The organism is Streptococcus sp. A11, from assembly GCF_043674225.1.
Taxonomy (GTDB): Bacteria; Bacillota; Bacilli; order Lactobacillales; family Streptococcaceae; genus Streptococcus; species Streptococcus suis_V.
In genome coordinates, this window is the sequence record NZ_JBIMJS010000012.1 from 24,853 (window position 1) to 49,024 (window position 24,172).

The window sequence follows — 24,172 nt, forward strand, 5'->3', positions numbered from 1 at the left end:
ATGGAAACAAAATTATCAAAACGGCTGGAAACAGTCGCATCTTTCGTGCCAACCGGAGCACGCTTAGTCGATGTAGGGAGTGATCATGCTTATCTCCCTCTTTTTTTGGTGGAGCAGGGCAGGATTGACTTCGCCGTGGCAGGAGAAGTGGTCCAGGGCCCCTATCAGTCTGCCCTTCAAAACGTTGAGCAGGCGGGACAGACGGACAGGATTTTGGTTCGTTTGGCCAATGGGCTGGCGGCCGTAGAAGCTGTTGACCAGATTACTGCTGTGACTATCGCAGGCATGGGCGGTAGGCTCATCGCCGACATCTTGGAGGCCGGTCAGGATAAGTTAGCAGGCGTTGAGCGATTGGTTTTGCAGCCCAACAACCGTGAAGATGATGTCCGTCGTTGGCTGGTCGCCCATGATTTTCAGCTTGTTGCGGAGGAAATCCTGGAAGAAAATGACAAACTCTATGAAATCCTAGTAGCGGAGCCGGGAAAGATGAGCTTGTCTGCAACAGAAGAGCGATTTGGACCTTATTTGTTGGAGCAGCAGTCAGCTGTCTTTGTTAATAAGTGGTTGAAGGAGCTGGATAAGCTCACTTATGCCCTGGAACAAGTGCCCCTGGAAAGACAGGATGACCGCTCTGCCATTTCCCAAAAAATCAATCACATCAAGGAGGTTTTGCATGTTAGCTAGTCAACTCATCGCACGTTATCAAGCCTTTTGTCCGCCCCATCTAGCCATGGAAGGGGATGTCAGCGGTCTGCAAATTGGGACGCTGAAAAAGGATATCAAGCGGGTCATGGTGGCTCTGGATATTCGTGAAACGACAGTGGCAGAGGCCATTGACAAGCAGGTGGATTTGATTATTGTCAAGCATGCCCCTATTTTCCGTCCGATTAAGGATTTGGTGGCGGATAAGCTGGAAAATCAGATTTATCTGAATTTGATTAAGCACGATATTGCGGTCTATGCCAGCCACACGGACATTGATGTGGTCGAGGGTGGTCTGAACGACTGGTTCTGTGAACTCTTGGGGATAGAGGAGACAACCGTTCTTCATGAGACTATTGAAGGTCACGGGATTGGTCGTGTGGGCACCATAGCAGAGCAGACCTTGGAGGAGCTGGCAGTGAAGGTTAAGTCCGTCTTTGGTCTGGATGCGGTTCGCCTGGTTACCTATGGTCATCAAGCCCAGCAATATGTTAGTCGAGTGGCTATTTGTGGCGGTAGTGGTGGTTCATTCTATCAGGATGCGATTGCGAAGGATGCGGATGTCTATATCACTGGTGATATTTACTATCATACTGGTCAGGACATGCTGACCCAGGGCCTTTTGGCCATTGACCCAGGTCATCACATTGAGGTGCTCTTTATTAAGAAAATCGCTGATTTGCTAGAGAACTGGAAGGCTGAAAACGGCTGGGATGTGGAAATCTTGCCTTCAACCGTGTCGACCAATCCCTTTCGACATTTGTAAAAATTATGCTTGGCACCCTAGTGGTGCTTTTTTTAACCAAAATAGAAAGATACCAGTGAGCAAGGGTCAGGTTGAAGGCAGTGGCAACAACCTTTGCTCTATTTTCGGTTCCAAAACTTATCCAAACTATCTGAGCTTGCAATTCTTCTGAATTTGGGGTATGCTAGAGGAACTTAAGATATTGATTTAGAAAGTTGGTTCTTCTATGACCTGGTTTATGGAACAATCAGTTGTTGTACAGGCCTTGTTGGGAGGGCTCTTTACCTGGTCCTGTACTATTTTAGGGTCAGCGGTTGTTTTTTTCTTTAAAACGATTAGTCGGAGGCTCTTGGATACCATGTTGGGCTTCGCAGCTGGAGTGATGATTGCGGCCTCGTTTTGGTCTCTCTTAGCTCCTTCGATTAGCTATGCGGAGGAGACCTATGGCGCCTGGGCTTGGGTGCCTGCAGCTCTTGGTTTTGCTTTTGGAGGCATCTTTTTACGCTTGGTCGATGCTCTGGTGCCACATTTGCACCTGGGGCACGACAAATCTCAGGCCGAAGGTGGGGGTGAGGAGGACAGGAAAAATCTGTCTAAAACAGCTCTGCTATTTTTGGCCATAACCATCCACAATATCCCTGAAGGGCTGGCGGTCGGGGTAACCTTTGGTGCTCTAGCGTCGAACTTTAGTCCTGCTGCCCTTGCAGGTGCTATTGGGTTAGCAGTCGGTATCGGTCTGCAAAATATTCCTGAGGGAGCAGCCCTGGCTATCCCTATTCGGACAGACGGTGCGACTCGAAGTAAGGCCTTTTTCTGGGGGTCTATGTCGGCCATTGTTGAGCCTATTGCTGCTGTGATTGGAGCGGTGGCGGTGACCTACATGACACCGATTTTACCCTATGCCCTATCTTTTGCGGCCGGTGCTATGATTTTCGTCGTGGTCGAGGAGCTCATTCCGGAGTCCCAGACTAATGGAAATACGGATATTGCAACGCTGGGCCTCATGGCTGGTTTCATCATCATGATGATTCTGGACGTGGCTCTTGGATAAACTTGAAAGTCTCTTCGGAGGCTTTTTCCTTATGACAAAAACGCTGAAAATATGGTATAATGGACTGATATTATACGCAGGAAGGTAAGACTATGAAAGGTATTATTCTAGCAGGTGGATCAGGTACACGTCTGTATCCTCTGACACGAGCGGCTTCAAAACAATTGATGCCTATCTATGACAAACCAATGATTTATTATCCACTGTCAACCTTAATGTTGGCTGGGATTAAAGAAATTTTGATTATCTCAACGCCTCAGGATCTTCCACGTTTTAAGGATATGTTAGGAGATGGTTCTGAACTTGGAATTTCACTTTCATATGCAGAACAACCAAGTCCAGATGGTTTGGCGCAAGCCTTCATTATCGGTGAAGAATTTATCGGTGATGACAATGTGGCTTTGATTTTGGGGGATAACATCTATCATGGAAATGGTTTGACCAAGATGTTGCAACGGGCTGCTAGCAAAGAAAAAGGTGCGACAGTATTCGGTTACCAAGTCAAAGATCCAGAGCGTTTTGGTGTGGTGGAATTTGACGTAGACATGAATGCCATTTCCATCGAAGAAAAACCAGAAGTGCCAAAATCAAACTTTGCGGTTACTGGTCTCTACTTCTATGACAACGATGTTGTGGAGATTGCCAAAAATATCAAACCGTCCCCTCGTGGTGAGTTGGAAATTACAGATGTCAACAAGGCCTACCTTGAACGTGGCGACTTGTCTGTGGAACTCATGGGACGTGGATTTGCTTGGTTGGATACAGGTACGCATGAAAGCCTCTTGGAAGCTGCGCAGTACATCGAAACGGTTCAACGCTTGCAAAATGTTCAAGTTGCGAACTTGGAAGAAATTGCCTACCGCATGGGCTACATTACAAAAGAACAAGTACATGAATTGGCGCAACCCCTTAAGAAAAATGAATACGGACAATACTTGCTCCGTTTGATTGGAGAAGCCTAATGACAGAAAACTTTTTCGGTAAAACACTAGCAGCTCGCCCAGTTGAAGCTATTCCTGGAATGTTAGAATTCGACATTCCTGTTCATGGTGACAACCGTGGCTGGTTTAAGGAGAACTTCCAAAAGGAAAAAATGTTGCCTCTCGGCTTCCCTGAAAGCTTCTTTGCAGAAGGGAAATTACAAAATAATGTTTCCTTCTCTCGCAAAAACGTTCTTCGTGGTCTTCACGCAGAGCCTTGGGATAAATATATCTCCGTAGCGGACGGCGGTAAGGTTTTGGGAACTTGGGTCGATCTTCGTGAAGGCGAAACCTTCGGCAACACCTACCAAACCGTTATCGATGCTTCAAAAGGTATCTTCGTTCCGCGTGGCGTAGCCAATGGTTTCCAAGTTTTGTCAGACTTCGTGGCTTACAGCTACTTGGTTAACGACTACTGGGCTTTGGAACTCAAGCCTAAGTATGCCTTCGTCAACTACGCTGACCCTAGCCTCGACATCCAGTGGGAAAACCTAGAAGAAGCGGAAGTTTCAGAGGCAGATAAAAATCACCCACTTCTCAAAGATGTGAAGCCTTTGAGAAAAGAGGACCTCTAATGTTTCAAGCCTTTTTGGAAATAGCAGAGCAGTTAAACAAGCTTGGAATCATACCCTTGTTAATGGGCTCAGTTGGTTTAGAAAGGCGCACAGGGAGGGACTGGCAGGCAGGAGATTTAGATATTCATGTTCCGAGTGATCCGCGTGGCTGGGAAGCCCCAGATGACGAACGGATTTATCGTGCTGATGAGCTGATTGCCATGATGAACCAATTAGGCTATGTCCTTGTTGACCGTCATGAACATGAATTTCATAAAGACGGCTTATCTGTTGAATTCGGAGGCCTTCATTCACTTCCTGAATTTGCAGGTGTAGAGCTAGAAGATTTGGAAGAACTAGAAACAGCAGGTGTTCGCTATTACCTACCGACACTTGAACAATACCTAAAAATCTATCAAGCCTCCTCCAAAGATTCCTACCGAGCAGAAAACAACAATCAAAAAGACTTTGCTAAGATTGCTTACTTAAAAGAAATCTTGAAGTAAAATAAGCGAGCAAAGCGAGCCTATAAAGGGGAGTTGCTGCTGTAGCGATAGTACCCGAACTACTTTGGAAGTTCGGGTACAGGGGATTTTCGAGACTTTTGGCTCGAAAATAAGCAATGAAACGCCTAAGGCGGTTGCTTGCGCCCCACGCTACCTTAAGCAGCTCAAAAAAATAAAAAACATTTTCGGAGAAAAAAATGTATAAAAACATCATCGTTACAGGTGGAGCTGGTTTCATCGGCTCAAACTTTGTGCACTACGTTTACAATAACCACCCAGACGTCCATGTGACTGTCTTGGATAAACTCACTTATGCAGGAAACAAGGCTAACTTGGAAGCTATTCTTGGTGACCGTGTGGAGTTGGTTGTCGGCGATATCGCAGATGCTGAATTGGTTGACAAATTGGCTGCTAAAGCGGATGCGATCGTTCACTACGCAGCGGAAAGCCACAACGACAACTCTCTCAACGATCCGAGCCCATTTATCCATACCAACTTTATCGGTACTTACACATTGCTTGAAGCGGCTCGTAAATACGACATACGTTTCCATCATGTATCAACAGATGAAGTTTACGGCGATCTTCCTTTGCGTGAAGACTTGCCAGGTCATGGAGAAGGTCCAGGTGAGAAATTCACTGCGGAAACCAACTACAACCCATCATCACCTTACTCATCAACCAAGGCTGCTTCAGACTTGATTGTCAAAGCATGGGTGCGTTCATTTGGTGTTAAAGCAACCATTTCCAACTGCTCAAACAATTACGGACCATACCAACACATCGAGAAATTTATCCCACGCCAAATCACCAACATCTTGGCAGGTATCAAGCCAAAATTGTACGGTGAAGGAAAAAACGTCCGTGACTGGATTCATACCAACGACCACTCGACTGGTGTTTGGGCAATCTTGACAAAAGGCCGTATGGGTGAAACTTACCTGATTGGTGCTGATGGTGAGAAGAACAACAAAGAAGTGCTTGAATTGATTCTTGAAAAAATGGGTCAACCAAAAGATGCATATGACCACGTGACTGACCGTGCAGGACATGATTTGCGCTATGCTATTGACGCAAGCAAACTTCGTGATGAGCTAGGATGGACACCACAATTCACAGACTTCTCTCAAGGTTTGGAAGAAACTATCCAGTGGTACACAGATAACCAAGACTGGTGGAAGGCTGAAAAAGAAGCTGTTGAAGCCAACTATGCTAAGACACAGGAAGTTATTAACTAATATTATTATAGGCTAGGGCTCTTGCCCAAGCCTTTCTTGAAATAAGGAGCAAATATGATTTTAATTACAGGTGCAAATGGTCAGTTGGGTACAGAGTTGCGTTATCTCTTGGATGAGCGTGGTGTTGAGTATGTTGCCGCTGACGTAGCAGAAATGGACATCACGGATGCAGACAAGGTGGATGCCTTTTTTGCAGAAGTCAAACCAAGCGTTGTTTACCACTGTGCAGCCTACACAGCTGTTGATTTGGCAGAAGATGAGGGCAAGGAGCTCAACTACAAGATTAACGTAACGGGCTCTGAAAATATTGCCAAGGCTGCAGCCAAATACGGTGCAACCCTTGTCTATATCTCAACAGACTATGTCTTCAACGGTGAGTTGCCAGTCGGTCAAGAATGGCAAGTAGATGATCAACCAGATCCTCAATCTGAATACGGTCGCACCAAGCGTCTGGGTGAAGAAGCGGTCGAGAAATTCGCAGAGAAGTTCTACACAGTTCGTACTGCCTGGGTCTTTGGTAACTATGGCAAAAACTTTGTCTTTACTATGCAAAATCTTGCGGAAACCCGCGATACTTTGACAGTTGTTAACGACCAACACGGTCGCCCAACCTGGACACGGACCCTTGCGGAATTTATGGTTCACTTGGTCGAAACTGGTCAAGAATTTGGCTATTATCATTTGTCAAACGATGCGGCAGAAGATACAACTTGGTTTGACTTTGCGACAGAGATTCTTAAGGATACCAACACCAAGGTATTGCCAGTGGATTCTAGCCAGTTCCCAGCCAAAGCCAAACGTCCATTCAACTCAACTATAAATTTGGACAAGGCCAAGGCAACAGGCTTTGTTATCCCAAGCTGGCAAGAGGCCTTGCAGGCGTTTTATGAGCAGGAAAAAATGGGTGATAAGTAGCTAGGATTGTATAATATAGGTCACGAAACCTCTACATATCCCAGGAAACAATTCTTAGCATTCATATAAGGTCCCAGGTATTTTACTTGAAAAATCAAGTTCAATGGTTTATAATAAAAATATAAAAGGAGTTAGCGCTAACTAACTCCTGCGTAAATCCGTTTAAGACTGTAGCAAAGTTATTTGGTTAAAGAAATAACCGTTAAACTCGCTAAAGTATTTGAACAGCTCCCTGTCAAGTGGACAATGTAATAATAAAAGATTAGGCGACGGCCTTGTTCCTCATTTCAAGAGGGACAAGGCCGTCGTTGTGCTCTTGAAAACGTTGATGATTGTAAAAATAGCTGAATAATCCAGTTTGGCAAGAATTTCTTTGTGAGAAGTGCAGTCCACATGATCCAAAATAGTGATGTTGGGGTCTTTCGTTCCAAGTAAGTTTGTGATACTATCCTCGCTTTATTATTTCTTGGCTCGGGGATAAACAATCACTTCCCTGACTGTTTATCTATTCCATATGATTCCTTTCTAATGATGGTTTAGTCTTTTTTCATTATAGGTCATATGGGACTTTTTGATACTCAAAAAGGCTCCATAATCTCTATAGGGGATTTACCCACTACAGTCTTATAGAGCCGTTTTTTGAGTTTTTCGGTGCTTCCAACCACAAGTTATTGATCCGGTCAATCATCGAGCGGATGAAGTGGCGTAACTGATTTTATTAGTTGCTAAAATATAACCATAGAAAAAGCCACAGCTCAGCTGTGACCTTATTTCTATCCTACAAATTCTGTAATTTCTTTTTCGATATTGGCGATTTTTTCTTCAGCTTCACCTAAGGTTGCGCCAACTGTTGCGATGTAGAATTTGATTTTTGGTTCGGTACCTGATGGGCGAACGGCAAACCAGCTATCGTCTGTCAAGGTGTACTTGAGCACATCTGACGGAGGTGTTGTCAGTTCAGTTGTCGTTCCGTCAAGAGCGACAGCCTTTTGCAGAGCGAAGTCCTCGAAGAGAGCAATGTCTGTCTTGTTGAACTGCTCAGGAGCATGCTCACGGAACTTAGCCATGATAGCCTTGATTTGCTCGGCACCGTCTTTACCAGAAAGAGTAACAGAGATGGTTTTCTCAGCGAAGTAACCGTATTCCTTGAAGATTTCGTCGATACCATCTGCCAAGGTCATGCCACGAGAGCGGTAGTAGGCAGCAATCTCTGCGACCATCAGAACGGCTTGAATGGCATCCTTATCGCGCACGAATGGCTTAATCAAGTAACCAAAGCTTTCTTCAAAACCAAACATGTAAGTATGGTTGTGTTTTTCTTCAAATTCTTGGATTTTCTCAGCGATGAATTTGAAACCTGTCAAGACGTTGAACATGGTTGCGCCATAGCTTTCAGCTATCTTAGTTACCAGTTCAGTTGACACGATTGATTTAGCAAGGGCAGCGTTTGCTGGGAGGGTACCTGCTTGTTTATGCGCTTCAAGGACATACTTAGCAATGATAGCACCGATTTGGTTACCAGACAGGTTCCAGTATGAACCGTCTGCCTGACGAACTTCGACGCCAACGCGGTCAGCATCTGGGTCTGTTGCCAGCAATACATCTGCACCAACTTCGCGGCCAAGTTCTTCGGCAAGTGCAAAAGCAGCTTGACTTTCAGGGTTTGGAGAGGCAACTGTTGAGAAGTCTGGGTCAGCTGTTGCTTGGCTTTCGACAACTGCCACAGACTCAAAGCCAGCTTCAGCCAAGGCACGACGAGCCAACATCTCACCAGTACCGTGAAGTGGGGTATAGACAATCTTCATGTCCTTACCATGCTCAGCAATCAAGTCTTTGTTGATATTGATAGACTTGAGCTCATCCAGGTAGAGGCGGTCTGTCTCTTCACCGAGAACCGTAATCAGACTATTAGCCTTGCTTTCTTCCAAGTCAGCCAATTCCACTGCAAATGGATTGTCAATAGCACGGATGTAGTCTGTCAAAGCAGAGGCATCTGCTGGTGGCATTTGTCCACCATCTTCGCCGTAAACCTTGTAACCATTGAATTCTTTAGGGTTGTGGCTGGCAGTCACCATGATACCTGCAACGGCATTGTAGTGGCGGACAGCAAAGGACAATTCTGGTGTTGGGCGTAGGCTTTCAAAGACGTAAGACTTGATGCCATGTGCTGCCAAGACCTGTGCGGATTCAAAGGCAAATTCTGGAGAGAAGTGGCGAGTGTCGTAAGCAATCGCTACCCCACGTTTTTTAGCTTCTTCACCTTTAGACTCGACCAATTTTGCCAAACCTTCGGTTGCTTGACGCACCACGTAGATATTGATGCGGTTGGTACCAGCACCGATATAGCCACGCATACCTGCTGTACCAAATTCAAGATTTGTATAAAAGGCATCTTCTTTGGTTTTTTCATCCATGGCCAATAAATCCTGACGAAGGTAGTCAGGCAGGTCAGCAACATCTAGCCAAGTTTGATAGGTTTCTTGATACGACATAGATATCTCCTTAAAAAATTTTTCTATTAAACGCTTTCATTATACCATTTTCAAAAAAAAAAATCATGCTTTCACATGATTTTCTGAGATTTATTTTACAACTTTCTGTAAAATCGGAACAATAGCCACAGTCAACAGGGCTGAGACAATCAATTCCGTGATGGAGTTGATGGAAACGATACCTGCCAGGACCAGTTTAATGTCGCCCTTGTAGACAGAGCCAAAGAAAATGAAAATACCGGACAGGACAAAAATGGTATTGGTCAGGGTACCAGTCAGACCCGCCAGAGCCAGCCCAGGCTTATTGCTCAGCCATTTGTAGATATAATAAGGCGTGACCCCAATCAAAATTCGTGGGACAAGGGCAATGAGAATAGAGTAGAAGTTCCCGTTTTCCACCAAGGGGCTAAAGACATAGCTCATGGGCGATAAGATAATGGAATTTCGGATAATGGACATGACGCCCATGAAGCCGCCTAGCTTGGCTCCCAGCTTTGGTCCGTAGAGGATACTAGCAATGATGACAGGGATGTGGGTAATGGTTGGCTTGACAGGAAGTACGAAGCTGGCAAAAATAGCCTGGCTGATGACCTCGATAATGACCATAATGGCGATAAAAATGGCTGTCATGGCCACCTGATTGGACTGTTTATTTCTCACTTAAAATTCTACTCACTTTCTCTATGATGATGTCAACCTCAGCCAGGGCCCCAGTTCCAAAATCACCGCAGGCAAGCAGGGCCTCCCGAGGCTTGATTTCTTCATAGCCATAGCTTGTCAAGGTCTTCAGATTGTGTTGTGTGGCTGGGTGGAGGTACATATTAGTATTCATGGCAGGAGCGACCAATTTTGGCACCCCGATAGGGATGGCCAGAGCCGTCGCCGTCACCATATTGTCTGCCATACCGTTTGCTAGCTTGGCGATAGTATTGGCCGAGGCAGGAGCCACCAGGAAAAGGTCCGTTTCCTTGGCAATATCGATATGCTTGATAGAGGCAGGATTTTCCTCCAGCATGAGGTCGGTATGGACCAGATTTTTGGACAGGGCTTGAAGGGTCAAGGGCGTGATAAAGTCCATAGCAGAGCGGCTCATGAGGACTGTCACAGAGTGACCGAGTTTTGTCAGCTGGCTAGTGATGTCAGCAGCCTTGTAGGCGGAAATAGACCCTGTCACCGCAAGCGTAATTCTTGCCATAGTCTTACCCCTTTTCTACGGTATTTAAAATGAGTTGGGCGATGTCCTGCTTGGTCTCCGCAGGAATAGCCTCGGTCTGAGACACCAGGTAGCCCAGATGTTTGTCGGTAGTAATGTCCACTAGGTCGTTGGCCAGGATGTAGTCTGCTTTGTTGCGCTGGATGCTATCTCGTGCCACGGCAAATAGTTCTTCCTTGGGCACGTCGACCAGTAACTTAAAGCCAATCAACTGGATGCCTGGATTCCATTGTTTGACATGGGAGATAACTTTGGGTGTTTTTTTCAAGAAGAGCACCTGGTAGTCAGCCTTGGATGAAATCTTGGTTTCCGTATTTTTCTTCTCCAGCAGGCTGGTGATGTCCTCTGTTTCCCTAACCTCGTCCAAGCCAGTCATATAGACCGGTGTGTAGTCGGAAACGGCCATGCTGTGGATGAGGACTTGGTGGGTCTTGACAAGAGGTTCAAGAGTTTCTTTCAGGCTCTCTACATTGGTGATTTCTACAATTGTCAGATGAGGATGAGATGTTGGCTTGACAGCTTGCTTGGTTGTCACCAAAGTTACCTCGTGCCCTCTTGCCAGAGCCTGTTCGGCAATGATTTTTCCTAAGGTACCTGTTGCGTGGTTGGTGATAGCCCTGACCTGGTCAATAACTTCACTGGTTCCACCTGATGTAATGATGATTTTCATGTCCATATTGTACTAAATTTTCCATTTTTCGTAAAGTTTTCGCGACCAATAGACTATTACTAAAATGGAATCAAACTATAACTGTTATTGAATGATAGTCCGCCACAAAATCCGAATACTCTTACTATTTTTCATAAAAATGTTTCCGATTTTCCAAGGGGATGTGATATACTGGAAAAAAGATTTCGCTAAGGGGAGCTAGCATGAAAACAGACATTGAAATTGCACAGAGTGTTTCACTCAAGCCGATTACAGAGATTGTTGAGCAGGTCGGAATTGGATTTGATGACCTCGAATTATACGGAAAATACAAGGCTAAATTGTCTTTTGATAAAATCAATGCAGTCAAGGACAATGAGCTTGGCAAGTTAATTTTGGTAACAGCCATCAACCCAACTCCTGCTGGAGAAGGCAAGTCCACTGTGACTATTGGATTGGCAGATGCTCTGGCAAAAATTGGTAAGAAAACCATGATTGCCTTGCGGGAGCCATCGCTTGGACCTGTAATGGGTGTCAAGGGCGGAGCTGCTGGTGGTGGCTATGCGCAGGTTCTACCGATGGAAGATATCAATTTGCATTTTACAGGGGATATGCATGCCATTACAACAGCTAACAATGCCCTGTCTGCTCTGATTGATAATCATTTGCATCAAGGAAACGAGTTGGGCTTGGATCCGCGCCGGATTATTTGGAAACGGGTGGTAGACCTAAATGATCGCGCCCTTCGTAAGGTCACAGTTGGTCTGGGTGGACCGCTGAACGGTGTACCGCGTGAAGATGGCTTTGATATTACGGTTGCCTCTGAAATTATGGCCATTCTCTGCTTGGCGACGGACCTAGACGACCTCAAAGAACGCTTGGCAAGCATTGTCATTGGTTATCGCAATGACCGTACACCTGTTTTTGTTCGGGATTTGCAGGTGGAAGGAGCGCTGACTCTCATTCTCAAAGATGCGATTAAACCAAATTTGGTTCAAACCATTTATGGTACGCCCGCTTTGGTTCATGGTGGTCCCTTTGCCAATATTGCCCATGGTTGTAACTCAGTCCTTGCGACTACGACGGCTCTACGTTTGGCAGATTATACGGTCACAGAGGCTGGTTTTGGAGCAGATTTGGGTGCAGAGAAATTCTTGGATATTAAGACACCGAATTTGCCAAAATCGCCTGATGCCGTGGTGATTGTTGCCACGCTGAGAGCTCTGAAGATGCACGGTGGTGTCGCAAAATCAGACCTTGCGACTGAGAATGTCGAGGCTGTTAAAGCTGGATTTGCCAATCTCAAGCGCCATGTCGAAAATATCCAGAAATACGGTGTTCCAGCTGTCGTTGCCATCAATGAATTTGTATCTGATACAGCTGACGAAATCGCTGCACTCAAAGAACTGTGTGGTCAAATCGGTGTTCCTGTCGAACTTGCCAGTGTCTGGGCAGACGGTGCGGACGGTGGAGTTGCTTTGGCTGAAACGGTAGTCGCAACCATTGAAAAACAGCAGGCCAACTACCAAGCCATTTATCAGTCTGACGATGATTTGGCAACCAAGGTCAGTAAGATTGTGACGCAGATTTACGGTGGAACGGGTGTCGTTTTTGAAAAGAAAGCCCGCAATCAATTGGCCGAATTTGCCAAGAATGGCTGGGATAAATTGCCTGTTTGTATGGCCAAGACCCAGTACAGTTTTTCAGATGATCCATTTGCGCTGGGGGCACCGACTGATTTCGATATTACTGTTCGTGAATTTGTACCAAAATTAGGTGCTGGCTTTATCGTGGCTTTGACCGGTGATGTCATGACCATGCCTGGTTTGCCAAAAGCACCTGCGGCTCTCAACATGGACGTGGCAGCAGATGGTTCAGCCTTGGGCTTGTTTTAGAAATGAGTTTATGATTAGAACCAGCCTAATTGAATAAAAATACAAAAAAGTCTCGCTATGAGACTTTTTGAGTTTGGAGACAAATCTCTTTTCAGACTTACCTGAGGTGATATCGGACGGTAGTAAACTTTCTTGTTTCTAGGTTTACTCCTCAAACAGTCCCCCAGACTGTTTGAGCTACCTACGGAATTCTATACCTAGTATTTGAGCCTAAGGTCTCAAATACTCCGAATGCCTGAAACGACAACGTTTCAGGCATTTTCATCACAGTGGAAAGTCCTGGCTTAGGGCTCGCTCCGCTCGCAAAATAAACTAAATTTTTGTTTTTTCTTAGTAGAGCTACTTAGTTTATTTATCCAGAATTTAGTTTGTCTGCATTATGAAAAAGTCTCGCTGTGAGACTTTTATTTAGATGCTGTCTAGCCTGTATAGTCCTTGCTTGCTTAGTTTGTAAACCTGATGACAAACCTCCCTCAAAAATCGTCGATCGTGCGAGACGCAGATAAGTGTCCCCTGATAATCCGAGAATAATTCACGAATGTAGGGCTGTGAAATGGGTGAAAAATTGCGACTGGGCTCGTCTAGTAGTAAAACATTAGCCTTGTCCAATACCATTTTTAAGAGCAGTAATTTTGCTTGTTGCCCACCTGATAAATCGGAAATAGCATGGTGAACCTCTTCGCGGGTGAATTGGAGACTGGCCAGGTAGGTGAGAGCAGCCTCTTGTTCCTCTTTATCCTTTTCTCCTGCTAAAAATGCGAGAGGAGTTTTGCTTAATGGCAATAAATCTGCGTAGTACTGAGGCATGTAGCCCAGCTGTAGGTCAGACCTGGTTTGCAGATGCTGATAGAGGAACTTGATGAGGCTGGATTTTCCGACACCATTGGCTCCGATAATGCCGACTTTTTCACCAGCCTTGACCTTCATGAAGAGATTTTTGACCAACAGGCGTTCATGGCACCACAGTTCTTCACCCTGTACGTCGATAATCTGTTTGTGCGCTGGCAACGGCTGAATGTCAGAAAAGAACAGGTGAATGGCATCTTCATGGTAGGGCATTTTGGTCATGCTTTCTACCTGTTTTTCATAGCGCTTTTCCCTAGCTAAAACAGATTTCATCTTTTTGGCTACTAGCCGTCCAGCTGTTGCATCATGGGTATTAAGTAAGGTATTCCGGACCTGAGATTTTTGACGACGGTGTTTTTCCATGGTTTTTTCAAATTCCTTGCGGTCGTTTTGCGCTTGCTGGACCTGTTTATAGTAGGCTGCCTCGCGCTGGTCACGGTAGGCTTGATAATCTATGGTCTGAACGCTTGTTTTGGCCAGCATTTTTTTCTTTACAGATTGTAAATGCACAATTTTTGTGGCAGTTTTGGCAAGAAAATCCTCATCGTGTGAGACGTAGACAATCGTTTTGGAGCTAGTGGCAATATAGTTTTCCAACCATGAGAGCGTATCTAGGTCTAGGTCGTTTGACGGTTCGTCTAGGAAAATAATATCAGAATGCTTAGCGAGCGATTTGATGAGTTGGATTTTGAGTTTTTCTCCACCGGACAGGCTAGAAATCAATTGGTCACTGCTCAATCGGTCACTGTCAAAAGCCAGTTGGTCGGCGAAGCGATAGAGCAGTCCGAAATCAATATCCAGATCTACTTGAGAAAAGAAGTAGTCATTGAGTGTCAGCTCTGCCATTTCCAAAGGAAGAGACTGTGGGATGTAGATCGGTGCGGTGAAGTGGCGCTGAATCGTGCCACTTATCAGGAGATAGTCTGCTACCATGTCTGGATTGAGCAAGGTCTTGAGAAGGCTGGACTTGCCATTGCCTTCTTCGCCAATGATAGCCACCTTATCGCCACTATTGATGGTGAGGGTGAGGTCGGCTACTAGTGGACGCAGGTCTTTTTGGTGGTGGATCGAGAGATTTTGTGTTGTGATGAGCATAAGGCCTCCTTGTATGAGAAAAAACACACTACTTACTCAGTAGCGTGCCTGCTCAAAAAAGACCTATTTTGGGAATAGGAGAACAGGAAAAATAGACACAGGCAAGCTACCTCTAAGTATAAACTTAATAGAGATTACTTGTCTGTGTCCATGGTCCTTTACCTCGTATTTTTTTGATAGTATTACTATATCTGATTGGGAATAATTTGTCAAGCCATATCATCATTTTCGAATATGGTTTGGTCAGTTTTTCCGTTGACAATGTTAGCAATGGTCTGGGCAACCTTTTCCACGGCAATTGGTCGACCGGCCCAAGCTGGACTTGCAGGATCCATTTTTTCCAGAATAGCCTGGGCTCTTTCACTTGTTCCTGCCTTGCCTGGACCGTACATCATGCTAGGACGGACGATGCTCGTTTTGAAGGATTGCGCCAAGAGATAATCCTCCGCCTCTTTTTTAGCCTTGCGGTAGCCTTCTGGCGTCGCAAGCCCTTCGAGGTGGGTAGATACGTAAATGTAGTGGTGGTCACTTTTATCAGCCATAACATCCGCAATCACCTTGGCAGCACCGAGAATGACCTTATCATAGGTTAAGCCTTTTTCGGGCTCTTCTTTGACCATGCCGACCAAGTTAATGACAACAGTATGGTCATTAAGCAATTCCTTCCACTGATCTGCTTGATAGAGGTCGGCCTCTACCCAGTCGACGTCTGGACGGAATTTTTTGCTATTTTCAGGATCAAATGACCGTGTAATAGCAGTTAGCTGATGACCGCTCGCAATCAATTTTTCCATCACTTCTTGACCTAAAAAGCCACTTGCTCCGAATAAAAGTACATTTGACATAAGAATTCCTCCTTTTGATATCACTATGTAGTAATTATATACCTATTTTGAGCATTTGTCACATATAAAACAGCCTTATGCTATAATGAAAGGGAAAAAGGAGAATTCGCAATGCCAATAAGGAATATAAGACAAGCAGAGCAACTAGAAATTGATGCTACCGTACGCCTTCGTGCCTATGATGGTCAATATGAGCTTGCTTTTGACTGGCATCAAAATATGGAGCTAGTCTGGTTGGTTGATGGTGTGAAAGAAGCTTATAGCTTGGAAAAATTAGCTAGGATGTACCGTTTTTTATCGGAAAATGGCGAGTGCTACTGGATAGAAATTCGGGAAAAGTGTGGTTGGAGACCAATTGGAGACGTGACCCTGCTGGCAGATGACTTTGCGATTTCCATCGGCGATAGCCGTTACTGGGCAAGGGGCATTGGTGGCAAGGTCTTAAAACGGATGATAGAACGTGCGAAAGAGCTAGGCTTCACAGAAATTCGAGTAGGAGAAATTTATGATTGGAATATTGGTTCCCAGCGTCTGTTTGAGAAGATGGGATTTAGCAGGCTCGAAAAAACAGAGAAGGGCTGGTCTTACAAGGTGACAGTATAATGATGATTAATAGTCCTGGTGCTGGGAAATCGACCTTTTCACTCTACTTTCCGTGTATCAGGGCAAGATAGGCTTTATATTGCATTCAGAAAAGACTCTAATAATAATTTGAAGAAACTCAAAAAACCTTGACAAAGCAAGGTTTTTTCTAATCTTTATACGTTCAGGACCTTGTCCAGGAAGTCTTTGAGACGTGGGTGTTGTGGGTTGTCGAAGATTTGTTCGGGTGTGCCGTCTTCAAGGAATTCACCGCCGTCTGTAAAGATGACGCGGTTAGCAACCTTGCGGGCAAAGCCCATCTCGTGCGTAACAATCAACATGGTCATGCCTTGCTCAGCTAGGTCTTTCATAACGTTGAGTACGTCGCCGACCATTTCTGGGTCAAGGGCAGACGTTGGTTCATCAAAGAGCATGATGTCTGGGTTCATAGCCAGCGCGCGGGCAATAGCTACACGCTGTTTCTGACCACCGGACAGGCTATCTGGCATAGCGTCACGCTTGTCTGCTAGACCGACTTTTTCCAGTAATTCCATGCCGACTTTCTCGGCTTCAGCCTTATTCAATTTTTTATGTTCGATAGGAGCAAAGGTGATATTTTCTAAGACGGACATGTGTGGGAAGAGGTTGAAGTGCTGGAATACCATTCCGACATTTTCACGGAAGGCATCAACATCTGTTTTAGGGTCAGTCAGATTGTAACCATCTACCATAACATGACCACTTGTGATGGATTCCAGGAGGTTGAGTGTACGAAGGAAGGTTGATTTACCAGATCCAGAAGGACCGATAATGCAGACAACATCCCCCTCGTAGAATTTTGCAGAGACGCCTTTCAAGACCTCGTTTTTCCCGTAAGACTTGTGCAGGTCTTCAACATTGATTTTTAATAAAGCCATTATTTGCCTCCTTTTTCAAGTTTACGTGCCAAGCGAGTCAAGAGGGTGATAACCACCAAGTATATGATAGCAAGAATTGCATACATACGGAAGGATTGGTAGTTACGGGCAATGATAATCTTACCAGCTTGGAAGAGTTCGACAAGACCAATCGCAGAGATGATGGTCGTATCTTTCAATGTAATAACAAATTGGTTGATGAAGTTTGGCAGCATGATTTTACCAGCCTGTGGTAGGATAATCTTGCGCATGGTTGTCCCGTAGGAAATACCCAAACTGCGTGATGCCTCCATTTGTCCCGCAGGAACGGCTTGAATACCACCGCGGACAATTTCTGCGATATAGGCACCGGAGTTAAGGGATAGGGCAATGGTACCGGCTACGAAGTCGTTGATTGGTGATTGTTGACCAGTGATAGACTCAATCAAGTTTGGAATACCCCAGAAGATGAAGGCTGCAACAATCATCAACGGAATACCACGAACCACATCAACGAAGACGGATGAGATAACACGAAGGGCCTTGATTGGGCTCACCGCAAACATACCAAAGATAATACCGATGACGATAGCAATGGCAAATGACAAGAGAGCCAAACCAACTGTAATACCAAGACCAGACACGAGCTGACCGTAGTTGTTTTTCAAGAGACCGAAAATGGTGGTTTCATCAACTGTTTCAGTGGCTGTACTTGGTGTTGTCTCTTCTTTGGCATTGAAGTATTTGTTGAAAATCTCATCGTACTTGCCTGATTCTACCAATGCAGCCAAGCCATTGTTGAACATTTCAATCAGTTCAGGATTGTTGCCTTTTTTCACAGCAAATCCGTATTCACCAGATTTTTCACCTGGGATTGGAGTAGCGAAATCACGACCTTGTTGGATAGCGTAGAGGAGGACCGCTTCATCATCCATGAGGGCGTCAATTGAGCCAGAGTTGAGACTGTCGTACATGCCAGAAGCCTCGTCGAAGGCCTTCAAAGTATAACCATACTTGTCTTTGTTGCTTTCTAAGAAAGTGTAAGACGCTGTACCGTTTTTGGCACCGACTGTCTTGCCTTTGAGGTCTTCATAGGATGCAATGTCACTGCTGTTTTTAACCGCCAGCAGGATATTTGACGAGTAGTATGCATCTGAGAAATCAAAGATTTCCTTACGAGCGTCAGTGATCGACATACCAGCGATAACGGCATCTGCTTGACCAGCTTGGACAGCGTTAAGGGCTGCATCGAAACCAGGGTTTTGGATAGTGATGGTGACTCCTTGTTGCTCCGCAATGGCCTTGATCAATTCCATGTCAATGCCGACGTACTTACCAGACTCGTCCTGGTATTCAAATGGGGCAAATGATGAATCTGAAACGATCGTGTAGCTTGACTTGATAGGGGTTGCTTTTTTAGTAGCATCACCAGATAATTTCAAGCGAGATGAGTAGTTCTGCATATCAGCAGAGGCGGTAGCTGCACCAAACCATTTATTCATGATTTTTTCGTAGGTACCGTCTTCTTTCATAGCTGCAAGAGCCTTGTTGAAATCATCAACGAGGTACTCATATTGGCTTCCTTTTTTAACAGAGAAACCAAATGATCCAATTGGTTCGCCAGGGATGTCCAAGCTCAGGTCTTGCCCTTGTTGGATAGCGTATTGGATAACCGCCTCATCGTCCATAGCAGCGTCAATAGCGCCAGTGGAAAGACTGTTGTACATCGTGTCCCCTGTGTCGAAGGTTTTGATAGTAAAACCGTACTTGTCTTTGTTTTCTTCGAGGAAGGTTTGAGAAGCAGTACCGTTTTTAACACCAACTGTCTTGCCTTTGAGGTCTTCATAGGAAGAAATCTTGTTAGACTTGGTTGTTGCAATGATAATCTTCGTATCAAAGTAGGGGTCTGAGAAGGTAAAGACCTTTTTGCGGGCTTCGGTAATGGTCGTACCAGCCATGAGGGCATCGGCCGAACCAGACTGGACCGCATTGACAGCAGCATCAAATCCTGGGAAGGATTGATTCATTTTCCAATTTGAACGTTTTGCAACTTCGTTGATAATATCAACATCTAATCCTTTATAAGTTTGGTCAGAATCTTTAAATTCAAATGGTGCATAGGCATTGTCAAAGACGATATCAATCGTATCATCTGCCTGAACACCTGTAAAAATAAAGAAGACCGGCAAAATGCTTGCCAATAGCATGAATAATTTTTTCTTCATTTTCATACTCCTTCTATTATAAAATAACTTTGCCATTGTACCATATTATGAAAATTAATGCAAAAACAATGAAAAGAACATGTCAGAAAATATAACATTCCAAGTTATTAAATTGTGAGAAAATTTAATCTTTCACCCCCCCCGAAAAACTATTTTTTCAAGGAAATGTCGGACTTGTGATAAAATAGAACCATGATCAATCGAAATACTGAAAACCAATTTAAACTAGTGTCAAAATATTCCCCGTCTGGCGACCAGCCCCAAGCCATTGAAACCTTGGTGGATAATATCGAGGGGGGCGAAAAAGCCCAGATTCTCATGGGGGCGACTGGTACTGGTAAGACCTACACTATGAGCCAGGTCATCGCCCGTGTCAATAAGCCCACTCTGGTTATCGCCCATAACAAGACCTTGGCTGGTCAGCTCTATAGCGAGTTCAAGGAATTCTTCCCAGAAAATGCGGTCGAATACTTCGTGTCTTACTACGATTACTACCAGCCAGAAGCCTATGTTCCGTCCAGCGACACCTATATCGAAAAGGATAGTTCGGTCAATGATGAGATTGACAAACTCCGCCACTCAGCGACCTCAGCCCTGCTGGAGCGAAACGATGTCATCGTGGTGGCTTCGGTTTCCTGTATTTACGGTTTGGGTTCGCCCAAGGAATATTCTGACAGCGTGGTCAGTCTGCGACCAGGTCAGGAGATTTCCCGTGATCAGTTGCTTAATTCTCTGGTCGATATTCAGTTCGAGCGCAACGACATCGACTTCCAACGGGGACGCTTCCGTGTACGTGGAGATGTGGTGGAGATTTTCCCAGCTTCTCGTGACGAACACGCTTTTCGTGTCGAATTTTTCGGCGATGAAATCGACCGCATCCGTGAGATTGAAAGCCTGACAGGTAAGGTTTTGGGCGATGTGGATCACTTGGCCATTTTCCCTGCCACCCACTTCGTGACCAACGATGATCACATGGAAACGGCTATTGCCAAGATTCAGGCGGAGCTGGAAGAGCAGCTCAAGGTCTTTGAATCAGAAGGAAAACTCTTAGAAGCTCAGCGATTGAAACAACGAACCGACTACGACATCGAGATGCTTCGGGAAATGGGCTACACCAACGGAGTTGAGAACTATTCTCGCCACATGGACGGGCGAAGCGAGGGCGAGCCTCCGTACACACTGCTGGACTTTTTCCCTGAAGACTACCTGATTATGATTGACGAGAGCCACATGACCATGGGGCAGATTAAGGGGATGTACAATGGTGACCGCTCACGCAAGGAGATGTTGGTCAACTATGGTTTCCGCCTCCCGAGTGCACTAGATAATCGTCCGCTGCGCAGGGAAGAATTTGAGAGCCATGTCCACCAGATTGTCTATGTATCTGCGACGCCGGGTGACTATGAAATGGAGCAGACCGATACCGTTGTCGAGCAGATTATTCGGCCGACAGGGCTTTTGGATCCAGAGGTGGAAGTCCGTCCAACCATGGGTCAAATGGATGACCTTTTAGGTGAAATCAATGCCCGTGTTGGGAAAGGCGAGCGGACTTTTATCACTACGCTGACCAAGAAAATGGCAGAGGACTTGACCGACTATCTTAAAGAAATGGGTGTCAAGGTCAAGTATATGCACTCGGACATCAAGACCTTGGAGCGTACGGAGATTATCCGTGATTTGCGTTTGGGCGTCTTTGATGTCTTGATAGGGATTAACCTCTTGCGTGAAGGGATTGACGTGCCAGAGGTTAGTCTGGTGGCAATCTTGGATGCTGATAAGGAAGGTTTCCTCCGTAATGAACGAGGGCTCATCCAGACAATCGGTCGGGCGGCCCGTAACTCTGAAGGTCATGTGATCATGTATGCGGACAAGGTCACCGAGTCTATGCGGAAGGCCATGGAAGAAACAGCCCGCCGCCGTCAAATCCAGATGGCTTATAATGAAGAACATGGTATCATTCCACAAACTATTAAGAAAGAAATCCGTGACCTGATAAGCGTGACTAAGGCTGTCACTCAGGACAAGGAAGAAGTAGTGGACTTCAACGCCCTCAACAAAGACGAACGCAAGGCCATGATTAAGAAGCTGGAGGCTCAGATGCAGGAGGCAGCAGAGTTGCTTGACTTTGAACTGGCTGCCCAGATTCGGGATCTGGTCATTGAACTCAAGAATAAGTAGAAAAGTAATAGAAAATCAGATTAAGGGGTATCAATCAGATGCTCTTTTTTCTATATTTTTACAGGAAGTAGTGTCTACAAGTTCATGCTGAAAAATTCTTTCGATTTTTGATTCAGATTAGTCTTTGCTTTGGCCTTTTCCAGATATAAGAGCCTGACTTGCTTTCAGTAAGTTTTTAAGATGAATGTAGAGGGAAACAGATTTGTTTCGTAAGCAACGATTTAGTATTCGTAAATTTTCAGTAGGAGCCGCATCAGTCTGTGTGGGTCTATTTTTAGGTGGTCAGATTGTTAACGCCGATAGTTTGCCAACTGAAAATCCAGCAACAGTTGCGGTGAGCAACCAGGATGTGCAGGCTGAGGTGGTAGCACCTGCGGTAACAGAAAATCAAGAACCGGCTATATCAGCAGAAGTTTCTGTTGAAACTGAGACAGAACCGGTAATTGAAGTGCCAGCACCAGCGGAAATTCCTGTAGAACAGCCACTTGTGGTTGAGGAAGTACCAGGAGAATCAGATCCTGAGCTAATTCTTTATCACAATCAATATAATACCATGTCTACCTTGCCAGGTACTGAGTATGCAACAGCTAAGTTCCCATTAGATCCTAATGAAAAACTGTTTGAAGAGGATATTCCCTATGTTGAGCCAGTAACTGCAGGCGACGGAGCAATATTATAGAGTTGCAAGATGATACTCCTGAACAAAAGATGTTTGATGCGACGACAGGTCACTATACAGCACAGTTCAGCGTTGACTTGACAAAAGAAAAGCCAAGTGACTAGATTGTTATCGATTAATCAACGTTATGGGCAAATGGTTACGGGGATATTCTGATAAATATGACTGTAAGAAATTTGACCATTTCTGACCGTGGTTCACCGATGGTTGGTACGACGCGTTACGCTCGTACTAGTACCTATTCTCGTGCGGAAAATCCACAAATGGCTGTATTCAATAGAAACGACCAAGGTTGATTGGACCAGCAAAAAATGGCCATGCAGGAATTGGTGACCATGTCTAACCGAGCGTCCGTCTTGGGAGCGATTAGCCCAAGTGACCGCTACACTTTTGGCACAGTTATCCCGGCCTGTATGTATGCGGAAGCCAAGGCTATCATGCTCAGAAGTGAGGCAATTTACGCAAAAATCGGTAGTACAACTGCCTCTGATGCAACTTTAAATCGCGTCAAAGACCTCTTTGCTAGTTTGACAAACCGCTATAATGTCTACATGAACCGTAGCGATTTGGTCACTTAGGAAGATTTGATCAAGATTTATGGCAACTTCACAGTTAAAAATAGTGCTATTGACAATTTCTATAATTTCTACCAGGCCATGCCAGACGCCGCCAAATCACAATACGGTCTTATCAAAATTTATGACGACCCCTATGGCTTTGGTGGAAATACCCTTGGATATGATGCCATTAACAATATGAATAATGCCGGTTTCAAAGGTGGTGTTATCGATGTGGAGAAAGGTCAATTTACCTGGGAAACCTATGTCATGGCTCACGAGCTCGGTCACGTTGTAGATGCTTATTCGGAAGAGACGGTACAGATCAATAATTTTTCAAGTGAGCTAGCATTCCAACCGATGGAACTCCAGTCATTGTTGCACCAGAAGAGAAAGTCATTACCAAAGGTACACAGCCGGTAGTTGAGACAGTGATGATTGAGTATGGTACTCGCTATGAGTCAGATTCTACTAAACCTGTGGGCTACTATAGTGAGACTGGTGGTGTTGACTGCAGTGAGACGACAACCACAACTTATAAAATTGACGCAGTCACTGGCGAAGTAACAGCGACAAGTACAACTACAATTATCGAACCAATTGCCAAAGTTATCATTATCGGCAGTCAACCGGCGCCAGTCGAAGAGACCCCAGTTGATGAACCAGCAGTTGTCACCCCAGTCGACGAACCACAGGTAGAAGCTCCGGTTGAGGAACCTCAGGTAGACACGCCAGTTGACGAACCAGCCGTTATAACACCAGCCGACGAGCCAGTTGTTGTAGCGCCAATTGATGAGCCACAGGGTACAATTTTGGTTGACGAGCTAATAGTTGTAGCTCCGGTTGAGGAACCTCAGGTAGAAACATCAGTTGAGGATTCAATTATCACAGCAAAAGGCGACAGCGTTACACATGAATTACCAGAGCTTGACATTACAGCCATTCTAAGTCAGGGTCACATTTTACCTACTGAAATCTTGCAAGAAACAACAGTTACTCCAACAATTTCGCATCTAGTTGGTGGTGGTGCTGCAGCTGGCGGTTCAGCAGAGGAAACCAGCATCTCATCCCAAGGAACTGGTAACACTGAACAATCTGTTAGCAATCAATCCTCAGGACAAACTGCTAAAACATTGCCGAATACTGGACAAGTAGATGCTTTGACATCTCTTGGACTTGTAGTGGGAATGCTTGGATTTGGTTTAGTGAAAAGAAAAAAAGCTGAACTCGGCTAAAATATATATTTATTATGATGGGAAGTTGACCTTGTGTCAGCTTCTTTTTGGTTTTCTGCTCCTCGATTTATTATCAGTGTAGAAGGTTGAATAA

24 protein-coding genes are annotated in these 24,172 nt (G+C 45.1%); 16 read left to right on the forward strand and 8 right to left on the reverse strand.

Annotated features, from left to right (window positions below; translation table 11 throughout):
• The 8 genes from ACHBIF_RS07805 to rfbD all read left to right on the forward strand — a co-directional run bounded on the left by ACHBIF_RS07805 (position 1) and on the right by rfbD (position 6,691).
• Positions 1–684 carry a tRNA (adenine(22)-N(1))-methyltransferase TrmK gene (locus ACHBIF_RS07805; RefSeq protein ID WP_105160144.1) on the forward strand — a complete coding sequence of 228 codons (684 nt, stop codon included), beginning with the start codon at positions 1–3 and terminating at the stop codon, positions 682–684.
• A complete protein-coding gene (locus tag ACHBIF_RS07810) occupies positions 674–1,468 on the forward strand; it encodes a Nif3-like dinuclear metal center hexameric protein (RefSeq protein ID WP_125266231.1) in 795 nt (264 codons plus the stop codon). The genes ACHBIF_RS07805 and ACHBIF_RS07810 overlap by 11 nt, the downstream gene beginning before the upstream one ends.
• Positions 1,469–1,673: 205 nt before the next feature.
• A complete protein-coding gene (locus ACHBIF_RS07815; protein ID WP_105122675.1) occupies positions 1,674–2,498 on the forward strand; it encodes a ZIP family metal transporter in 825 nt (274 codons plus the stop codon).
• A gap of 92 nt (positions 2,499–2,590) precedes the next feature.
• Entirely contained in the window at positions 2,591–3,460 is an 870-nt protein-coding gene (rfbA, locus tag ACHBIF_RS07820) for a glucose-1-phosphate thymidylyltransferase RfbA (protein WP_394719730.1), read from the forward strand.
• Positions 3,460–4,053, forward strand: coding sequence for a dTDP-4-dehydrorhamnose 3,5-epimerase family protein (locus ACHBIF_RS07825; protein ID WP_002937119.1), 594 nt, complete (start codon positions 3,460–3,462; stop codon positions 4,051–4,053). The genes rfbA and ACHBIF_RS07825 overlap by 1 nt, the downstream gene beginning before the upstream one ends.
• Complete coding sequence (locus ACHBIF_RS07830; protein WP_394719732.1) at positions 4,053–4,538, forward strand: phosphoribosylanthranilate isomerase; 486 nt, start codon at positions 4,053–4,055, stop codon at positions 4,536–4,538. Before ACHBIF_RS07825 ends, ACHBIF_RS07830 begins: the two co-directional genes overlap by 1 nt.
• Before the next feature lie 197 nt (positions 4,539–4,735).
• The gene (gene rfbB, locus ACHBIF_RS07835; protein ID WP_394719734.1) at positions 4,736–5,776 is read left to right on the forward strand and encodes a dTDP-glucose 4,6-dehydratase; all 1,041 of its coding nucleotides are present in this window, start codon (positions 4,736–4,738) and stop codon (positions 5,774–5,776) included.
• A 54-nt stretch (positions 5,777–5,830) separates the two neighbouring features.
• Positions 5,831–6,691 (forward strand): dTDP-4-dehydrorhamnose reductase, encoded by an 861-nt coding sequence (gene rfbD, locus ACHBIF_RS07840; protein WP_394719736.1) that lies wholly within the window; start codon positions 5,831–5,833, stop codon positions 6,689–6,691.
• A 773-nt stretch (positions 6,692–7,464) separates the two neighbouring features.
• Here the strand turns inward: rfbD and ACHBIF_RS07845 are convergent.
• The 4 genes from ACHBIF_RS07845 to ACHBIF_RS07860 all read right to left on the reverse strand — a co-directional run bounded on the left by ACHBIF_RS07845 (position 7,465) and on the right by ACHBIF_RS07860 (position 11,066).
• Positions 7,465–9,183 (reverse strand): phospho-sugar mutase, encoded by a 1,719-nt coding sequence (locus ACHBIF_RS07845; RefSeq protein ID WP_394719738.1) that lies wholly within the window; start codon positions 9,181–9,183, stop codon positions 7,465–7,467.
• Between the two features lie 90 nt (positions 9,184–9,273).
• Positions 9,274–9,813: an ECF transporter S component gene (locus tag ACHBIF_RS07850; RefSeq protein WP_170242174.1), complete on the reverse strand. Its 540-nt coding sequence runs from the start codon at positions 9,811–9,813 to the stop codon at positions 9,274–9,276.
• Positions 9,814–9,832: 19 nt separating this feature from the next.
• The gene (gene coaC, locus ACHBIF_RS07855; protein WP_105138666.1) at positions 9,833–10,378 is read right to left on the reverse strand and encodes a phosphopantothenoylcysteine decarboxylase; all 546 of its coding nucleotides are present in this window, start codon (positions 10,376–10,378) and stop codon (positions 9,833–9,835) included.
• A gap of 4 nt (positions 10,379–10,382) precedes the next feature.
• Positions 10,383–11,066, reverse strand: a complete 684-nt coding sequence (locus ACHBIF_RS07860) for a phosphopantothenate--cysteine ligase (RefSeq protein WP_172008754.1) — start codon at positions 11,064–11,066, stop codon at positions 10,383–10,385.
• A gap of 203 nt (positions 11,067–11,269) precedes the next feature.
• On the opposite strand from ACHBIF_RS07860, the gene ACHBIF_RS07865 reads away from it, so the two are divergent.
• The gene (locus ACHBIF_RS07865; protein ID WP_394719741.1) at positions 11,270–12,940 is read left to right on the forward strand and encodes a formate--tetrahydrofolate ligase; all 1,671 of its coding nucleotides are present in this window, start codon (positions 11,270–11,272) and stop codon (positions 12,938–12,940) included.
• Between the two features lie 408 nt (positions 12,941–13,348).
• Here ACHBIF_RS07865 and ACHBIF_RS07870 read toward each other — a convergent pair whose 3' ends face one another.
• Both ACHBIF_RS07870 and ACHBIF_RS07875 read right to left on the reverse strand, forming a co-directional pair.
• Positions 13,349–14,881 (reverse strand): ATP-binding cassette domain-containing protein, encoded by a 1,533-nt coding sequence (locus ACHBIF_RS07870; RefSeq protein WP_394719743.1) that lies wholly within the window; start codon positions 14,879–14,881, stop codon positions 13,349–13,351.
• A 209-nt stretch (positions 14,882–15,090) separates the two neighbouring features.
• Positions 15,091–15,726 (reverse strand): NAD(P)H-binding protein, encoded by a 636-nt coding sequence (locus tag ACHBIF_RS07875; RefSeq protein ID WP_394719745.1) that lies wholly within the window; start codon positions 15,724–15,726, stop codon positions 15,091–15,093.
• A gap of 111 nt (positions 15,727–15,837) precedes the next feature.
• Between ACHBIF_RS07875 and ACHBIF_RS07880 the strand changes: the two genes are divergently transcribed.
• Entirely contained in the window at positions 15,838–16,329 is a 492-nt protein-coding gene (locus ACHBIF_RS07880; RefSeq protein WP_125266242.1) for a GNAT family N-acetyltransferase, read from the forward strand.
• A 155-nt stretch (positions 16,330–16,484) separates the two neighbouring features.
• On the opposite strand, the gene ACHBIF_RS07885 is transcribed toward ACHBIF_RS07880, so the two are convergent.
• Both ACHBIF_RS07885 and ACHBIF_RS07890 read right to left on the reverse strand, forming a co-directional pair.
• On the reverse strand, positions 16,485–17,225 hold the full coding sequence (locus ACHBIF_RS07885) for an amino acid ABC transporter ATP-binding protein (protein ID WP_105110775.1): 741 nt from the start codon (positions 17,223–17,225) through the stop codon (positions 16,485–16,487).
• Positions 17,225–19,429, reverse strand: coding sequence for an ABC transporter substrate-binding protein/permease (locus tag ACHBIF_RS07890; protein ID WP_394719748.1), 2,205 nt, complete (start codon positions 19,427–19,429; stop codon positions 17,225–17,227). The genes ACHBIF_RS07885 and ACHBIF_RS07890 overlap by 1 nt, the downstream gene beginning before the upstream one ends.
• Before the next feature lie 192 nt (positions 19,430–19,621).
• Between ACHBIF_RS07890 and uvrB the strand changes: the two genes are divergently transcribed.
• The 6 genes from uvrB to ACHBIF_RS07920 all read left to right on the forward strand — a co-directional run bounded on the left by uvrB (position 19,622) and on the right by ACHBIF_RS07920 (position 24,078).
• Complete coding sequence (gene uvrB / locus ACHBIF_RS07895) at positions 19,622–21,607, forward strand: excinuclease ABC subunit UvrB (protein WP_394719750.1); 1,986 nt, start codon at positions 19,622–19,624, stop codon at positions 21,605–21,607.
• 202 nt (positions 21,608–21,809) lie between these two features.
• Positions 21,810–22,286, forward strand: a complete 477-nt coding sequence (locus ACHBIF_RS07900; RefSeq protein ID WP_172095097.1) for a YSIRK-type signal peptide-containing protein — start codon at positions 21,810–21,812, stop codon at positions 22,284–22,286.
• A gap of 161 nt (positions 22,287–22,447) precedes the next feature.
• Positions 22,448–22,582: a hypothetical protein gene (locus ACHBIF_RS07905; protein WP_269089460.1), complete on the forward strand. Its 135-nt coding sequence runs from the start codon at positions 22,448–22,450 to the stop codon at positions 22,580–22,582.
• On the forward strand, positions 22,583–22,864 hold the full coding sequence (locus ACHBIF_RS07910) for a hypothetical protein (protein ID WP_125266247.1): 282 nt from the start codon (positions 22,583–22,585) through the stop codon (positions 22,862–22,864). It begins immediately after the preceding gene.
• Positions 22,865–22,870: 6 nt separating this feature from the next.
• The gene (locus ACHBIF_RS07915; protein ID WP_394719753.1) at positions 22,871–23,266 is read left to right on the forward strand and encodes a hypothetical protein; all 396 of its coding nucleotides are present in this window, start codon (positions 22,871–22,873) and stop codon (positions 23,264–23,266) included.
• An 11-nt stretch (positions 23,267–23,277) separates the two neighbouring features.
• Entirely contained in the window at positions 23,278–24,078 is an 801-nt protein-coding gene (locus ACHBIF_RS07920; protein WP_394719755.1) for an LPXTG cell wall anchor domain-containing protein, read from the forward strand.
• Positions 24,079–24,172 lie beyond the last annotated feature (94 nt).

Bases quoted from the DNA above. Each gene is read 5' to 3' on its own strand.
- ACHBIF_RS07865 (WP_394719741.1), top strand. From the start codon at position 11,270: ATGAAAACAGACATTGAAATTGCACAGAGTGTTTCACTCAAGCCGATT.
- rfbD (WP_394719736.1), top strand. From the start codon at position 5,831: ATGATTTTAATTACAGGTGCAAATGGTCAGTTGGGTACAGAGTTGCGT.
- coaC (WP_105138666.1), bottom strand. From the start codon at position 10,378: ATGGCAAGAATTACGCTTGCGGTGACAGGGTCTATTTCCGCCTACAAG.
- ACHBIF_RS07880 (WP_125266242.1), top strand. From the start codon at position 15,838: ATGCCAATAAGGAATATAAGACAAGCAGAGCAACTAGAAATTGATGCT.
- ACHBIF_RS07920 (WP_394719755.1), top strand. From the start codon at position 23,278: ATGATTGAGTATGGTACTCGCTATGAGTCAGATTCTACTAAACCTGTG.
- ACHBIF_RS07810 (WP_125266231.1), top strand. From the start codon at position 674: ATGTTAGCTAGTCAACTCATCGCACGTTATCAAGCCTTTTGTCCGCCC.
- ACHBIF_RS07830 (WP_394719732.1), top strand. From the start codon at position 4,053: ATGTTTCAAGCCTTTTTGGAAATAGCAGAGCAGTTAAACAAGCTTGGA.
- ACHBIF_RS07905 (WP_269089460.1), top strand. From the start codon at position 22,448: ATGACTGTAAGAAATTTGACCATTTCTGACCGTGGTTCACCGATGGTT.
- ACHBIF_RS07805 (WP_105160144.1), top strand. From the start codon at position 1: ATGGAAACAAAATTATCAAAACGGCTGGAAACAGTCGCATCTTTCGTG.
- rfbA (WP_394719730.1), top strand. From the start codon at position 2,591: ATGAAAGGTATTATTCTAGCAGGTGGATCAGGTACACGTCTGTATCCT.
- ACHBIF_RS07875 (WP_394719745.1), bottom strand. From the start codon at position 15,726: ATGTCAAATGTACTTTTATTCGGAGCAAGTGGCTTTTTAGGTCAAGAA.
- ACHBIF_RS07870 (WP_394719743.1), bottom strand. From the start codon at position 14,881: ATGCTCATCACAACACAAAATCTCTCGATCCACCACCAAAAAGACCTG.
- ACHBIF_RS07885 (WP_105110775.1), bottom strand. From the start codon at position 17,225: ATGGCTTTATTAAAAATCAATGTTGAAGACCTGCACAAGTCTTACGGG.
- ACHBIF_RS07825 (WP_002937119.1), top strand. From the start codon at position 3,460: ATGACAGAAAACTTTTTCGGTAAAACACTAGCAGCTCGCCCAGTTGAA.
- uvrB (WP_394719750.1), top strand. From the start codon at position 19,622: ATGATCAATCGAAATACTGAAAACCAATTTAAACTAGTGTCAAAATAT.
- ACHBIF_RS07815 (WP_105122675.1), top strand. From the start codon at position 1,674: ATGACCTGGTTTATGGAACAATCAGTTGTTGTACAGGCCTTGTTGGGA.
- rfbB (WP_394719734.1), top strand. From the start codon at position 4,736: ATGTATAAAAACATCATCGTTACAGGTGGAGCTGGTTTCATCGGCTCA.
- ACHBIF_RS07860 (WP_172008754.1), bottom strand. From the start codon at position 11,066: ATGAAAATCATCATTACATCAGGTGGAACCAGTGAAGTTATTGACCAG.
- ACHBIF_RS07845 (WP_394719738.1), bottom strand. From the start codon at position 9,183: ATGTCGTATCAAGAAACCTATCAAACTTGGCTAGATGTTGCTGACCTG.
- ACHBIF_RS07890 (WP_394719748.1), bottom strand. From the start codon at position 19,429: ATGAAGAAAAAATTATTCATGCTATTGGCAAGCATTTTGCCGGTCTTC.
- ACHBIF_RS07850 (WP_170242174.1), bottom strand. From the start codon at position 9,813: ATGACAGCCATTTTTATCGCCATTATGGTCATTATCGAGGTCATCAGC.